Annotated in this window: 13 protein-coding genes; 3 read left to right on the top strand and 10 right to left on the bottom strand. The window is 68.8% G+C overall.

Going from position 1 to position 13475, the window contains the following annotated elements:
- Positions 1-97 precede the first annotated feature (97 nt).
- Positions 98-448 (bottom strand): DUF7882 family protein, encoded by a 351-nt coding sequence (locus LC041_RS02065; RefSeq protein ID WP_226531315.1) that lies wholly within the window; start codon positions 446-448, stop codon positions 98-100.
- Between the two features lie 190 nt (positions 449-638).
- Here LC041_RS02065 and LC041_RS02060 point away from each other — a divergent pair, with 190 nt between their 5' ends.
- A complete protein-coding gene (locus LC041_RS02060; protein WP_226531314.1) occupies positions 639-1118 on the top strand; it encodes an FHA domain-containing protein in 480 nt (159 codons plus the stop codon).
- A gap of 16 nt (positions 1119-1134) precedes the next feature.
- Here LC041_RS02060 and LC041_RS02055 read toward each other — a convergent pair whose 3' ends face one another.
- The 6 genes from LC041_RS02055 to phnD all read right to left on the bottom strand — a co-directional run bounded on the left by LC041_RS02055 (position 1135) and on the right by phnD (position 7702).
- Positions 1135-2223 carry an alcohol dehydrogenase catalytic domain-containing protein gene (locus tag LC041_RS02055; protein ID WP_226531313.1) on the bottom strand — a complete coding sequence of 363 codons (1089 nt, stop codon included), beginning with the start codon at positions 2221-2223 and terminating at the stop codon, positions 1135-1137.
- Between the two features lie 11 nt (positions 2224-2234).
- Positions 2235-2942, bottom strand: coding sequence for a phosphonatase-like hydrolase (locus LC041_RS02050; RefSeq protein ID WP_226531312.1), 708 nt, complete (start codon positions 2940-2942; stop codon positions 2235-2237).
- Positions 2939-4084, bottom strand: a complete 1146-nt coding sequence (locus LC041_RS02045) for a TIGR03364 family FAD-dependent oxidoreductase (RefSeq protein ID WP_226531311.1) — start codon at positions 4082-4084, stop codon at positions 2939-2941. The genes LC041_RS02050 and LC041_RS02045 overlap by 4 nt, the downstream gene beginning before the upstream one ends.
- Positions 4081-5838, bottom strand: coding sequence for a phosphonate ABC transporter, permease protein PhnE (phnE, locus tag LC041_RS02040; RefSeq protein WP_226531310.1), 1758 nt, complete (start codon positions 5836-5838; stop codon positions 4081-4083). The genes LC041_RS02045 and phnE overlap by 4 nt, the downstream gene beginning before the upstream one ends.
- The gene (gene phnC / locus LC041_RS02035) at positions 5835-6665 is read right to left on the bottom strand and encodes a phosphonate ABC transporter ATP-binding protein (RefSeq protein ID WP_226531309.1); all 831 of its coding nucleotides are present in this window, start codon (positions 6663-6665) and stop codon (positions 5835-5837) included. Before phnC ends, phnE begins: the two co-directional genes overlap by 4 nt.
- Positions 6666-6772: 107 nt before the next feature.
- Positions 6773-7702, bottom strand: a complete 930-nt coding sequence (gene phnD, locus LC041_RS02030; protein WP_226531308.1) for a phosphate/phosphite/phosphonate ABC transporter substrate-binding protein — start codon at positions 7700-7702, stop codon at positions 6773-6775.
- A 169-nt stretch (positions 7703-7871) separates the two neighbouring features.
- On the opposite strand from phnD, the gene LC041_RS02025 reads away from it, so the two are divergent.
- A complete protein-coding gene (locus LC041_RS02025) occupies positions 7872-8615 on the top strand; it encodes a GntR family transcriptional regulator (protein ID WP_226531307.1) in 744 nt (247 codons plus the stop codon).
- A 255-nt stretch (positions 8616-8870) separates the two neighbouring features.
- On the opposite strand, the gene LC041_RS02020 is transcribed toward LC041_RS02025, so the two are convergent.
- Complete coding sequence (locus LC041_RS02020; protein WP_226531306.1) at positions 8871-10013, bottom strand: sensor histidine kinase; 1143 nt, start codon at positions 10011-10013, stop codon at positions 8871-8873.
- A gap of 227 nt (positions 10014-10240) precedes the next feature.
- Between LC041_RS02020 and LC041_RS02015 the strand changes: the two genes are divergently transcribed.
- Positions 10241-10897 carry a response regulator gene (locus LC041_RS02015; RefSeq protein WP_226531305.1) on the top strand — a complete coding sequence of 219 codons (657 nt, stop codon included), beginning with the start codon at positions 10241-10243 and terminating at the stop codon, positions 10895-10897.
- Between the two features lie 20 nt (positions 10898-10917).
- On the opposite strand, the gene LC041_RS02010 is transcribed toward LC041_RS02015, so the two are convergent.
- Both LC041_RS02010 and LC041_RS02005 read right to left on the bottom strand, forming a co-directional pair.
- Positions 10918-12378 (bottom strand): HNH endonuclease signature motif containing protein, encoded by a 1461-nt coding sequence (locus LC041_RS02010; protein ID WP_226531304.1) that lies wholly within the window; start codon positions 12376-12378, stop codon positions 10918-10920.
- A gap of 108 nt (positions 12379-12486) precedes the next feature.
- Complete coding sequence (locus LC041_RS02005; protein WP_226531303.1) at positions 12487-13350, bottom strand: EamA family transporter; 864 nt, start codon at positions 13348-13350, stop codon at positions 12487-12489.
- Between the last annotated feature and the right edge of the window lie 125 nt (positions 13351-13475).

The raw sequence follows: 13475 nt of genomic DNA, 5'->3' as shown, positions 1-13475 counted from the left end.
CGATCCTCCTCGTCTCGTCGAACGAGGCCCACACTTCCACCCCCGCCCGCGCGCGGTCAGGGGCTTGACATCCCGCGCTCGGCGCTGCGGCCCCGGCTCAGAGCGGAGGAGTGACGGGAACCTCTCCGGCGGCACCGGGCTCGTCTCCGGCCTCGGCGGGCTCGGGCACGAGGTACAGCCCGCTGGGGGCGTTCGCCGTGAAGGCGAGCGCCTCGATCCACGCCCGGTTGATGGAGGGCTGACGGCTGCCGAAGTACTTGAAGACGAGCGAGCTCCCCGGCTGGATCCACACGGTGGTCCGCCCGCCGCCCACGCTCGCATCCTCACGCCAGCTGAACGGGAAGGGCTCCCCACGGCGAAGCTTCGCGGTGATCACGAGCTGAAGGTGGGTGAGGGCGCGATCCTCGATCTCGGTCTTGACGCCGCCCTCGTAGACGAATTTACCCATGCGTGATGCTCCTTGGTCGCTGCCGGGCCGAGACGACGGCTCACCTCATTCTCCCGCACTCGGGAGAAGGTTATCGCCTCCGGGCGCCGTCGACCGCGCGATGGCGAATCGCCGCGCCGAAGTCAACCCCCTTCGGCGAAGCGAGGGCAGGAGCCTAGCCTCGGGGCACGAGATCTCGCGGAGGACTGCCATGAACGACCGATCCATCGACGACCGTCCGGATGACGGCTACACCCCCACGACCACACATGCCGAATGGGGAGCAGGGAACCCTCGCCTGCGCATCACCCGAGACGACGAGCGCACCGAGTTCGCACTCGAGGCCGACGTGGTGCGGATCGGGTCCGCCGAGGGCAACGAGCTGCGTCTCCCCGAGACCGACCCCGTGCACGCCACGATCACCCACGACGACCGCGACGAGTACGTGCTCACGCTGCACGGCGAGGGAGAGACCAACGCCAGCCTCGGCGTGGACGCCACCCACCGTGACGAGGACTCCGAGACGCTCCGCACGGGCGCGCACTTCACGGCGGGCCCCTGGACCTTCGTGTTCGCCCGCGACGAGTTCGCCGACCATGGACGTCCGTACGGCGGACGTCCGGGCGGAGAGTATTCCGACCAGCCCCTGCAGCCGCCGCGTCCGGACTACGACGAGAGCGAAGAGCGGTGACCCCTGGTCGGGCTGGTCAGCGCCCCGGGACCAGCCCGATCCGAAGCGGTGCCCCCGATGCCATCGCCTCCTCCAACGCCCTGTCGATCTCGGGCAGGCCGCGGACGGCCCCGACGGCGTCCGCGAAGGGGTAGGCACGGCCGCGTCCGGCCAGGAAGCCGACCGCCTCCGCCAAGTCGTCGCCCGTGTAGTTGTGGACTCCGGCGACGGTCACGAGGCGCCGCACGATGCTCTCGGCGTCGAGGGGGACCGGGTCTGCGGGGAAGACGCTCCCCACGAGCACCACGACTCCTCCGACCGCCACCCCCTCGAACGCTTCGCGGACGGCATGGCCCGAGGCCTCGATCACGATGTCGGGCCCGCGGTCCACGCCGGTCGCCCCGAAACGCGTGGCGAGTGCCCGGCGCTCCGGATTCGGATCGAGCACCTCCACCGTCGCACCCTGTTCGACGGCGATCGCCGCGGCGGAGAGACCGACCAGCCCGGCGCCGTGGATCCGCACGACAGCGCCGTCCAGATCACGGTCCCTGGCCGCCCTGGCCACTGCCGCCCAGGCGGTGGCCGTGGCGCAGGAGGCGGGAGCGAGCACGGCGGCCGGCAGCGCTTCCGGCACGCGGACGATCGCAGTCCCCGTGCGCAGTTGCACGTGACTCGCGAAGGCGCCGGTGAGGTCGCCGTGGACGCCGACCCGGTCATGTCCGTACTTGCCGAGGTCGCGGCACTTCTGCGGCATCCCGTGCACGCAGCGGTCGCAGCTCCCACAGGAGACGGTCACCGACCACACCACGCGATCGCCGACGCGCAGCGGGGTGCCGTCGACCCCGCTCGTCCCGGCGTCACCGAGCGCGATCACGCGTCCGACGCTCTCATGCCCGAGCACCAGCGGCACCGGGGCGGAGCGGCGCCCCTGCACGGTGTGGACATCGGAGCCGCAGATCGTCGACATCTCGACCGCGACCAGCACGTCGCCGTCGGCGAGCGCGACACCCGGCACCGCGATCGTCTCGTGCGGGTGTCCCGCGCCGATCCAGACCATCGCGGTCGCCGCCGGGCGCAGCGCGACGTCTCTGCGGTGTCCGGGAGGACGGATCAGCAGCGTTCCCATGTCGTCGTCTCTCAGGATGTCGCGACGAGCGGAAGCAACTCGCGCTGGGCGAGTGCTCCCCGCAACGCGGTGACGTCCGAGAGCACGGCGTCCGCGCCCGCCGAGCTCAGGGCCGGTCGATCATGCGCACCGGTGAGCACCCCGGCGACGAAGCCGGCCCCCGACCGCCGTCCGGACTCGACATCGCTGACGGTATCGCCGGCGACGGCGACGGCGGAGACCGACGACGTCTGCGTGCGCAGCAGCGCCGTGAGCACGAGGTCGGGCGCGGGGCGTCCGCGTCCGGCATCGATCGGGGACAGCGCGAGGTCGACGAGGTCGCGCCAGCCGAGACCGTCGATCAGCGCCTCCCGGGTGACCGGGGCGAAGCCCGTGGTGAGCACGACCCTCAACCCCGCGTCCTTGAGCTCCTGGATCGCATCCGCCGCACCGGGGATCTCGGAGACGCCCTGCTCGGTGATGATCTCGGCGTAGGCGCCCTCGAAGGCTGCGGTCGCTCGCGCCGCGGCCTCGGCATCTCCGCCGGAGAGGTGTGTGAAGACGTCGATCTTCGACTGCCCCATCGTGGCACGCACGTGGTCGAGGGCTTCGGCCCAGGGCATGCGATCGGCGACGCCCGTGCGCTCGGCCGCGCGCTGGAACGCCTGCTCCACGATGCCGTCGTCGAGCACCGTGGTCCCCGCCATGTCGAGGACGACGAGTTCGAGAGGAGTGGTCATGATGTTCCTTCCATTGCTGCCGCCCATCCGAAGGCAGCGGTGAGATTCTGTTCGGCGAGCCCCAGGCCCGTGGTCATCCCGATGCCGGTCGTGGCCGCGAGCACGAGCACGCCGTCGTCGCCCCGATCGATCAGGAAGTCCTGGCGGCCCTTGGCGTACACGCCCTGCCAGCGTTCGATCACGCGCGGCGCCGGCGCATCGAACAGCTCGTGCGCCTCGGTGAGGAACGCGGTGAAGGCGGCTTCGCTCTGGAACGGCGCTGGGGCCGTGCCGGTGGCGTGCGAGTCGCCGAGGATGAGCGTGCCGTCGGGGAGCTGCGTGTACATCTGGTTCAGATCGATCGCGGCGAGGTCCGGCCGTTCGGTGTGAAGGCGTTCGCGCAGCACGGCGGCCTCCGGCCCGTCGGCGAAGCGCCCGTACCGCACGAGCGACCATCCGGTGAGCAGAGGTGCCGCGAGCGGATACCGGAACGACACGGCCGCCCGCACCATGTCGAGGGCGCAGCGGACGATCCCGTGCCGCTCGGCGACCTCGGGAAGCAGCTGGTCGATGTCGTGGTTGACGGCGACGACCACGCTGCCGCAGGCGAGAGGGCCGCGCGTGGTGTCGATGCGTCCGTTCCCCACCGCGGTCACGGCGGTGCGGAAGCGGAACTCCACGCCGAGGGAAGCGAGGTGACGGACGATCGCGGCCGCCGCCGTGCGCGGATCGGTCTGCAGGTCGCTCTCGATGTGGGCGCCGCCGACCAGTCCCTGCGCGCGGAGCGGTGCGAGCCGCAGGAGCTCGTCGGGCTCCAGCATCCGGATGCCGCCGTCGTGAGCGGCCGCTTCGAGTACCGCGATCTCGTCGTCGTGCCGGGCCGCGACCAGCGTTCCCGACTCCCGCAGCCAGAACCCCGCGTCTCGGGACAGGCGCAGCCACGACTCGCGCGAGGCGTCAGCGTAGCGCCGGGCCTCCCCTCTCTGCGCGCCGATGCACAGGTGACCGAAGTTGCGGATCGTGGCACCCACCGGCGTATCGGTGCGATCGACCACGATCACCCGCAGTCCGCGACGGACCGCCGCGTAGGCCGCACCGAGACCGACGACCCCTGACCCCACCACGACGACGTCCGCGGTGTCCGCCGAGCGACCCGGATTCATCGGAACACCTTCCGCATCCACATGGCGAGGCCCTCGACGACGAGCACGGTGGCGAGGATCATCAGCACGATCGCCGTCACGGTCTCGTAGCGCGACCCCTGACTCGCGTTGAGGAGGTAGTAGCCGACCCCGCCGCCGCCGACGATGCCGAGGATGGTCGCCGCACGGATGTTGGTGTCGAGCATGTAGAAGCTGTGACCGATCAGCGCCTGGGTCGCCTGTGGCACCGTGGCCGCCGCATAGGTCTGCAGACGCGTCGCCCCGACGGCCCTGAGCGCGCACTCAGGGCCGCGATCGACCTCTTCGAACGAGTCCGCGATGAGCTTGCCGAGGAGTCCGATCCCACCGATCGCGAGGGCGATGACGCCCGCCTGCGCGCCGAGTCCCGTGATCACGACGAGCACGATCGCGAGGATGAGCTCCGGGATGCCGCGGATGCCGACGAGCAGCAGGCGCGCCGTCCCCCGGGCTCCGGGGGTCGGCGCGATGTTGCGCGCGGCGAGCGAGCCCAGCACGAGCGACGGGAGAAGGGTGAGCACGGTGGCCGCGAGCGCGATCGCGACGGTCTCCCGCATCGCCTCGAACATCGCACTCGGGTCGTAGTTGCCGAACGAGGGCGGCCAGAACTTCGCCGCGACCTCGGGAAGCTTCGCCCAGAACGTGAAGAGGTCCATCCAGTTGATCTGGCTGACCACCACGCTGCCGATGACGACGAGCACCGCCACGACGCCGGCGATGGTGTGGCGCACGCGCGGGGCGGTCCAGGGGCGACGCACGGCGGTCTCGGGGGTCGTGGCCCAGGCAGGGCGGCCGACCGGTACAGCTGCGGCGCCGGCGCTGAGGCGCGGGTGCAGAATCCGGTCGATCCACGAGCGGGTGTGCTTCTGCTCGCCCAGCATCGCGCCGCGCACCATGCTCGAGACGACCTCCATCGCGATGCACAGAAGGAAGATGACCAGCGCGATGCCGAGGCCCTTGCCGTAGTTCAGGGACTTGAACGCGTACGACATCTCCAGGCCGAGGCCGGCGACGCCGACGTAGCCGAGTACGACACTGCCTCGCAGGTTGATGTCGTTGCGGTGCAGCACGGTGGCCACCCAGCTGGGCAGCACCTGCGGGAGGATCCCCGCCGCGAACTCCTGCATCTTCGAACCGCCCGCAGCGCGGATCGCGAGGCGGGGACCTTCGTCGATCTGCTCGATGGCATCGGCGAACATCTTCGAGATCATGCCGATCGAGTGGATGCCGATGGCGAGGATGCCGGGGAGCGTGCCGAGCGAGAACATCAGCACGAATGCCATCGCGAGGACCACGTCAGGAAGAGCACGAGTGAGCACGCCGATGAACCGGGCAGCGGCGCGCCAGCCGTTCCCCGGAGTCGTGTTGGACGCGGCGAGGTAGGCGATGGGCACCGACAGCACCGCGGCGAGCAGGGTGCCGACGAGCACGAGACCGACGGTGAGCGCGATCAGCCAGACGAGATCGCCGGGGGCCGGGAACGTGAGGCCGCCGATGCGAGCCAGGAAGTTCTCGGCGTTGCCCCAGCTCTGCAGCATGGCGGGGATCGAGATGTCGACGTCACGGACGGCGAGGATGCCGAGGGCGAGCAGGGCGACGAGGGTGAGCGATGCCGCGATGCGTTCCGGGGAGACCACCCGCTTCGGGGCGCGCTCCGCGACGCTGCGTCCGCCGCCCCGAGGAGCCGAACCGCCACCTCGCGTCGAGGACTCCGTCGAGGCGTCGAGAGCCGTCATGATGCGGCCACCTGCGTCGCTGCGTCGACGAGTTCTTCCTGGACGGCACGGATCTCGGCGGTCGTGGTGGCGACGCGGCCGTAGATCTCCATGACCTCGGCCTTGGTGAGGTCGCCGGTCGGGGTGTCCAGCACGACCTCGCCGTGCCGGAGTCCGACGATGCGGTCGGCCCAGCTGATCGCGAGATCGACCTGGTGCAGGCTGCAGACGACGGTGAGCCCTTCGTCGGCGGCGATCTCACGGATCAGCGCCATCACCTGCTCGCTCGACTCGGGGTCGAGCGAGGCGACCGGTTCGTCGGCGAGCAGGATGTCGGGCTTCTGCATGAGCGCGCGGGCGATGGCGACGCGCTGCTGCTGTCCGCCCGAGAGGGTGTCGCTGCGCTGGTAGGCGCGATCGAGCAGGCCGACCCGGTCGAGATGCTCGAGCGCGGTGAGCTTCGCGGTCCGCGCGTAGCCCCAGAGCCCGAGGCGCGGACCGCGCAGGTCGGAGAGCGAGCCGGTGAGCACGTTCTCGAGCACCGTGAGCGAGGGCACGAGCTCGAACTGCTGGAAGATGAAGCCCACGCGACTGCGGAGGTCGCGCAACGCCCTTCCCCGGAGGGAGGACACGTGGGCTCCCAGCACCTCGACCGAGCCCGAGGTGGCGATCTCGAGGCCGTCGAGATGGCGCAGCAGGGTCGACTTGCCCGAGCCGGAGAGTCCGAGGAGCACGACGATCTCGCCGCGGGACACCTCCAGCGAGGCGTCCTTCAGCGCAGTGGTCGTCCCGAAGGTCTTCGTCACGCGGTCGAGGCGGATGAGGGCATCGGATGCCGAGGCGGTCATGTCATGGCTCCTGTGATGTGGTGAGTCGTGCGGTGGTGCCCTCCGTCTCGTCCGCAGGAGGCGGACGGGACGGAGGGCGCCGATGGGGCGAGGTCGTCAGGCCGGGCTCAGCCCTGGCACTGCTCGGCCTCGGTCTCCTTGCAGATGTCGCGGATCAGGTCGTAGTACGCGTCGTCCACCGGCTTCGTGGCGTAGAACACGCTGCGGAACGAGTCGGTGTCGGCGCTGTCGATGCCCGCGGCGATGATGTCGTCGATCGTGACCTCGGAGAGGCCGTCGATGAGCTTTTTCGCGACGTCGTCGGGGAGCGCGGACGAGTAGACCAGCGGCGCACCGGGCACCATGGTCTCCTCGACGACCTTCACCTTGTCCGACTTCTCGACTTCGGAATCCTCGGCGAAGCCCGCCTCGCATTCGACGCCCTCGCCGACCTTGGTGACGCTCACGTCGTGCTTGCCGGCGAAGACGGGCGTGACGTCGGTCTTCGGGTCGATGCCCGCCTCGAGCAGGTTGTACGACGGGAACAGGTAGCCCGAGGTCGATGACGGGTCGACGAAGCAGACCTTCTTGCCCTTGAAGCCGTCGATGCTCGTGATGTCGCTGTCCGCGGGGACGATCGCCTGCGAGTAGTAGCCCGGCTCCTGCCCCTCCTCGGTCACGATCGAGGAGATCGGAGTGAGCTCGGCGCCGTTGTTCGTGGCCGTGACATAGGTGAAGCCCGAGAACGACGCGACGTCGACCTTGCCGGCCACAGCAGCCTCGATGAGCGCGGCGTAGTCGGTCGACTCGTGGTACTCCACGGTCTTGCCCGTGAGGTCGGCGATGTAGTCCATGAGCGGCTGGTAGTTGGTCTCGGTGTCGACCGAGTCGGGCACGACGCCGAAGACGAGCGTGTTCTCGTCGACCGCGAAACCGCTCGCAGAGGACGACCCGTCGGCGCCCGGGGTGCCGGTCGCCTCAGCCGATCCGGAGCAGGCAGCGAGACCGAGCGCGAGGATCGCGACACCGGCGAGGGCGGGGAGAGCGCGAAGCTTCATGAGGACCTTTCAGAGTGGGAGGGGTGATCCACGGACGACTCTGACAGGTGCCACCGCGAGATATGTACCTAACTCGGAAGAGTTCAGAGCCCGTTTACCGAGCATTCGCCTGGATGAACGCTCCCCGAACGTGATCGCGTTGCGAGGGATGACAGAGTAATGTACCTATGTGGCTGAAGCTGTGTACACCCAGATCGCCGAGGACCTCCGTGCGCGGATCGCCGACGGCGGATTGCGCCCGGGAGACGACGTTCCGACAGAGGCGGAGCTCGCCGAGAGATGGCACACATCCCGCGGGCCGATCCGGAATGCGCTGGCGGCGCTGCGCGCAGAGGGCCTGATCGAGACGACGCGCGGCCGACCAGCGCGGGTCGTGGCGCGCAAGGCCAATCAGGCAGTGGACGTCTCGGTGCCGTTCACACGCTGGGCGCGCGAACTCGGGGTCTCCCCGGGCGCCCAGACCCAGGAGCTGAGCCTGCGACGCGCCGGCGCCCTCGGCGCAGCTCTCGGCGTCGACGAGAGCGACACCATCGTGAGCGTCGTGCGGTTGCGCTTCCTCGACGGGCGCCCGACGATGCTCGAGCGCCTCAACTACACCGAGGCCGCGGGGCGACACCTGTTCCACGCGAACTTGGACGAGGTATCGATCACCGAGTATCTGTCCTCCGTCGGACACCCCATCGTCACGCTGGAGCACGTGATCGACGCGGTGGCAGCCGACGAACAGGATGCCGCGCTGCTGCGGGTACCCCGACACACACCGATCCTGCGCCTGACCCGCACGTCACGTGACGCGGAGGGGCGGATCTTCGAGGCCTCGGAGGACCGCTACCTGAGCGAGGTCGTTCGCTTCACGGTCGCCGCGTCGGGGATCTCCACCGATGGGCACTACATGCGGGCAGTGGGCGCATAGCCGGGAAGCCGGAGTCTGGATCCTGGTCCGTGACCACGGAGCCCGTTAACGCAGATGGCGATCGCGAGCGCGCAGAGTGTTTCAGAAGCCAGAAAGATCGCGCCCGCGATCGCAGCGCTGGGGACGCTTTATCTGGGGAGCCTCCAGAATATGGGTCGGCTCAACCCGAAAAGTAGCGCCAAACGTCGAGGGCTGCCTAGACTTTCGTCCAGAAAGTCCGCTCCTCGGTGAAGCATGCTCACACACTCTAGAGCATCAGACGACCGGAAGGCGGGCGGACACGACCCACGATCCGTCTTCCTCCCCGGCACTGAACTGTCCACTGGCCCCCATCACCCTTTCGGCCATCCGGGTGAGACCCGTGCGACTCGAGGAGAGCTCGCGTCGCGGCGTGGTCGGGAGCGGACTGCGCAGGACGAGGTGCGCGACCTCGTCGTCGACGGCGAGGTGCACCTGCACTTCGCCGGGGCCGGCGTACTTGAGGATGTTCGTGGCGGACTCGCGGGTGATTCGCGCGAGGACGATCTCGACCGCACGCGGGATGCGCTCGTCACGAGGGTCTCCCACACGATCCACGGAGTGACCTGCAGCCTCGAACTCCTCCTGAGCCTCGTCGATAGCGGCAGCGAGGTCTCCGGTCTGCACGCTCGAGGACTGGGGTCCGTCATCGGCGAGCTCGATCACGAAACGCAGATCGGTCATCGCCTTGCGCGCGGCGACGCGAATCGCCTCTTGCGAATCCGTACTTGTCTGGGGGTCTTCGAGCATCTGCACGTGCAACGACACCACCGTGAGGTGGTGAGCGATGCTGTCGTGCAACTCACCGGCGATCCAGCGCCGCTCGGCGAGTACTGCTTGGCGCTCCTGTTCGGCCGCCGCCTGGAGTTCGCGCTCGAGGCGGCTGCCACGGGCGAACGCGAGCCGAAGGGCGAACCCGACGGCTCCGGCCACCGTGGCGAAGACGAGAAAGAGACCGACGTTCACATCGGCGTCAGCGTCGCCGTAGGCGACGACTGCCGTCGCGATCAGGAACGCGCCGGTGTAAGAGAGGATCAGGGAAGTCCACCCCAGCCTCATGACCAAACCGGACGCGACTGCGGCGGCGGTCAGAACCTGGGACTCGGTTCCCACGAGAAATGATGACGCGAACACGACGCCGAGGGCGCATGTCGCGAGAAGCGGCTTCCAGAGGTAGAGGGCGAACGCTGCAGTGGATGCGACGCTCACCACCAGGGCGGCCGGGTTCACACCCGGCGTGGTGAAGAAGCCTATGACGTCGGTGGCGATGGTGATACCGAGTATGACCAAGACGACGATCCGCTCGATCGTGCTGAGCTTCTCGCCTCGACCCAGCCGGAACGAATCCGCAGATCGTCGAAGGGACTGGTCGAAGGCCATACTTCACTATCTCCTATTCGCCAGGTACGCTAGCGGACGAGACCAAAAAACTTGCCAACCTGCTGCCAGAAAGTCATCGCGTTCACCTCCATTATGTAGTCGTTCGTCGATGTCTGTATTCATCTTCTCGGTGATCCTCGCGGGCCACATCTGCCTCAAGTCCAGACCTTTTTGGCCAAAGGTCTACATGCCGTCGTTGATCCACTCACGCCGTTAGGCTTCCCCCTATGCAGGAAATCCGTGTCCTGATCGTCGACGACGATCCCCTGGTCCGCTCGGCGCTGTCCCACTTCGTCTCCCGTGACCCCGAGATCACGGTCATCGCCCAGGCGGAGGACGGGCTCGAGGCGATCGCGACCGTCGAGCGCGAGCAGCCCGACGTCGTGATGATGGATGTGCAGATGCCCGAGATGGACGGCATCGAGGCGACGGGCGTGATCGCCGAACGCTGGCCTCACGTTCGAGTGCTCGCCGTGACGACACTGGACGGCAGCGACACTGTCCTGCCCATGCTGAGCGCGGGCGCCTCCGGCTATATGCTCAAGGACTCCAGCGCCGAGGAGATCGTCATCGGCGTGCGCGAGGTCTACAGCGGCGCGAGCTCGCTGTCACCGCGGATCGCCTCGATGCTCATCAAGCACGTCCGTGAGTCCACTCCGGCGACCTCCGAAGTGGATGCGCTCGAGCCTCTGACCGAGCGTGAGGCGGAGGTGCTCCAGTGCCTCGCGAAAGGCATGTCGAACGCCGAGATCGCCAAAGCGCTGATCGTCTCCGAGGGCACGGTGAAGGCCCACCTCGGGCGCATGATGTCGAAATGGCACCTGCGCGACCGGGTGCAGATCCTGGTCACGGCTGCGCACGCCGGCCTCGTTACCTTCCGCTGAGAATCACCCTCTGCGGAGACTCACCCTCCGCAGAGAACCCGCTCCCCGCGACTCCGACCAGCGCGAGACCGAATCGAACGGTGCGGGGTACGCCAGCGGCGTGTGGGATCCCACCAGGCGGGGCCGCGGATCTGCGGGAGTCCCTCGCTCATCCGGATCTCCCATCCGGAGCTGTCCAGCGATCGATGATGCCACCAGCACAACGGCACGCCGTTGTCGGTATGGGTCGGCCCGCCTCGGGCGTGCTCGATCACGTGGTGGATCTCGCACCAGGTGGCGGGGACATGGCACCCCGGAATCACGCACTCACCGTCTCGGGCGACGATCGCCCGTCGTTGATGCACGGTGAAGACTCGATCGGTCACCGTCACGCCGATGATCCGTCCCTCGTCAGTGAGGACGCGCTGAATCGCGCCCGCGCACGCGACCTGCGCCGCCACGGCGAGAGGCACCGGAGCCTGCGAGCTCGGGATGGTGGCCCACCCCGCGCCAGTCGCGACGCCTTCGGCCTCCATCTGCACGACCAGAGTCGGCGCGGCACCGCCCAATGCGGGCATCTCGTCATGGCGCGCTGCGATCCCCAAGGCGGCGACCAGCGCATCGTGGCGCTTCTGCGCCGCAGTGCGGGGATCGATCACGTGACGCGGATCCGTGTTCCACGACTCACCATCCAGCGTTTCCTCCTCCGAGTCGCGGAACACGACCCCGGGTGGAACCGGACCACCCGTCTTCGGATTGCACTGCGCGTCGAGGATCAGCTCCAGCTGCGCCGCGGCGTCTGGCAGCAGAGCGCCCCTCAGCGAGTGCACCCCATCGCGCAAGCGTCCGACCGTCACGAACCGCTGCTGCTGCGCCCGGAGGTCAGACGGCTCGGCGCCATCCGGGTCGAGGGTCATGGCCAGCACCTGCGCGAACTGACGAAGGTCGTCCGGCGTCGCGGGCGGCGCAGGATCCCTCTCTGCACCCGCTTCCGCATCGGCATCTGCGTCCGCAGCGGGATGGCCGCGCGCGAAGTCCGCCATCGCCGCATCGGCCGCAAGCCGGTCGGCCACCCCGATGCGGTCCCCCGCCTGCTCGATCGGCGCCGTCGCCGCGAGAAGCCCGGCGATACCGATCGCACCGTCGAGGAGCGCCGTGCGCATCGACGGGTAACGGGCGGGTAGCCGCTCCCCCGACGACAACGACACCTCACGACGAACAGCGGACGCCGCCTTCACCACGCGCGAGGCCCCCGGCGCATCGAGTCGGAGCACCCGCTGCAGCAGCTCGTTCATGGAGCGACATCCGTGGACCTCGGGCAGCCGCTGGTCGGCAGACGCGACCGTCTCCAGGATCACCGCCTCCACGCGCCGCAGCGCTTCTCCTGCGGCGTGGAGCGCCTCCATCCGACCGGAATCCGACTGACCCGCCAAGGCTCCCGTGGACAGCGCTCGATCGAGTCCGGCGACCACCTGATCGAGTGAGTCGAGAAGCGGGTTCATGCCTTCATCCAACACTCGACCACTGACATTTCCATGCCCTAAACGGCCCTGTTCAGACGCTATTTCGCGATATGCCGGAATGCACTCCTCCGCGGTGGACGACGGTGCTCAGAGCGCGAGCAGGACGATCCCCCCGACCACCACGAGTGACGCGGCGATCCGCCATCCTGGATGCGACTCTCGCAGGACGAAGACCCCGAACAGACTCACCAGCACGACGCTCACCTCGCGCAGCGGTGCGACCAGCGCGACCGGAGCGATCTGGATCGCCGTGAGCACCAGGATGTACGACAGCGGAGACAGGATGCCGAATGCGAGGATGCGGCGCCACTGGGTGCGTCCGAGCGCCCATACCGCACCCCAGCGGCGACGAACCGCGACCGAGTAGAACGGCACCTGCAGCAGCGTGGTCCCGACCATGAACGCGACGAGCGAGAGGTTCCACGTGCGCACCGCATGCGCGTCCCAGATCGTGTAGACCGCGATCGCGACACCCGTCAGCAGCCCGAAGACGATACCGGGGTCGATCCGGCCTGTCCCGGCTCCGCTGCCCCGATCGACGAGACCGACGGCGACGACGCCGACGATCACCGCCGCGACGCCGACGAGCGCGACCGCCGACGGGCGCTCCCCGAGCAGCAGCACGGCGACGATCACCGAGAGGAAGGGCCCCGTGCCGCGAGCGGTCGCGTAGACGGTGGAGAGGTTGCCCCGCTGATACCCGCGCTGCAGGACCGCCATGTAGCCGACGTGGAGGATCGACGAGACCACGACCCCGAGGACGAACGATCCCCCCTCATCGGCGCCGAGGCCGCCCGTGAACGGCACGGCGCCGACCCACACGAGAGTGCTGCCCACGGCACCCCACCACAGAAAAGGTGCGCCGGCCCGGCTGATGCCGTGCGCGATGATGTTCCACGCCGCGTGGGCGATGGCGGCCCCGAAGACCAGGACGAAGGCGAGAGGCGACACGACGGGACCCTTCCGTCCGGCGCACGGCGCGACGAACAGGGTCCTCCGGGCTTTTGTCCTGTCAGATGACGGCTCTCCTGCGGAGGAGCGCCGTGGCGCCGCTCGGACCAGACGGGCGAACCCCG

Source organism: Microbacterium paraoxydans (assembly GCF_020524545.1).
Taxonomy (GTDB): domain Bacteria; phylum Actinomycetota; class Actinomycetes; order Actinomycetales; family Microbacteriaceae; genus Microbacterium; species Microbacterium paraoxydans_C.
The sequence above is the reverse complement of the archived record's forward strand: the minus strand, read 5'-3'. Positions and strand labels throughout refer to the sequence as shown.

Excerpts from the sequence above, each read along its gene's own strand:
- LC041_RS02065 (WP_226531315.1), bottom strand. The coding sequence starts at position 448 with ATGGGTAAATTCGTCTACGAGGGCGGCGTCAAGACCGAGATCGAGGAT.
- LC041_RS02060 (WP_226531314.1), top strand. The coding sequence starts at position 639 with ATGAACGACCGATCCATCGACGACCGTCCGGATGACGGCTACACCCCC.
- LC041_RS02055 (WP_226531313.1), bottom strand. The coding sequence starts at position 2,223 with ATGGGAACGCTGCTGATCCGTCCTCCCGGACACCGCAGAGACGTCGCG.
- LC041_RS02050 (WP_226531312.1), bottom strand. The coding sequence starts at position 2,942 with ATGACCACTCCTCTCGAACTCGTCGTCCTCGACATGGCGGGGACCACG.
- LC041_RS02045 (WP_226531311.1), bottom strand. The coding sequence starts at position 4,084 with ATGAATCCGGGTCGCTCGGCGGACACCGCGGACGTCGTCGTGGTGGGG.
- phnE (WP_226531310.1), bottom strand. The coding sequence starts at position 5,838 with ATGACGGCTCTCGACGCCTCGACGGAGTCCTCGACGCGAGGTGGCGGT.
- phnC (WP_226531309.1), bottom strand. The coding sequence starts at position 6,665 with ATGACCGCCTCGGCATCCGATGCCCTCATCCGCCTCGACCGCGTGACG.
- phnD (WP_226531308.1), bottom strand. The coding sequence starts at position 7,702 with ATGAAGCTTCGCGCTCTCCCCGCCCTCGCCGGTGTCGCGATCCTCGCG.
- LC041_RS02020 (WP_226531306.1), bottom strand. The coding sequence starts at position 10,013 with ATGGCCTTCGACCAGTCCCTTCGACGATCTGCGGATTCGTTCCGGCTG.
- LC041_RS02015 (WP_226531305.1), top strand. The coding sequence starts at position 10,241 with ATGCAGGAAATCCGTGTCCTGATCGTCGACGACGATCCCCTGGTCCGC.
- LC041_RS02010 (WP_226531304.1), bottom strand. The coding sequence starts at position 12,378 with ATGAACCCGCTTCTCGACTCACTCGATCAGGTGGTCGCCGGACTCGAT.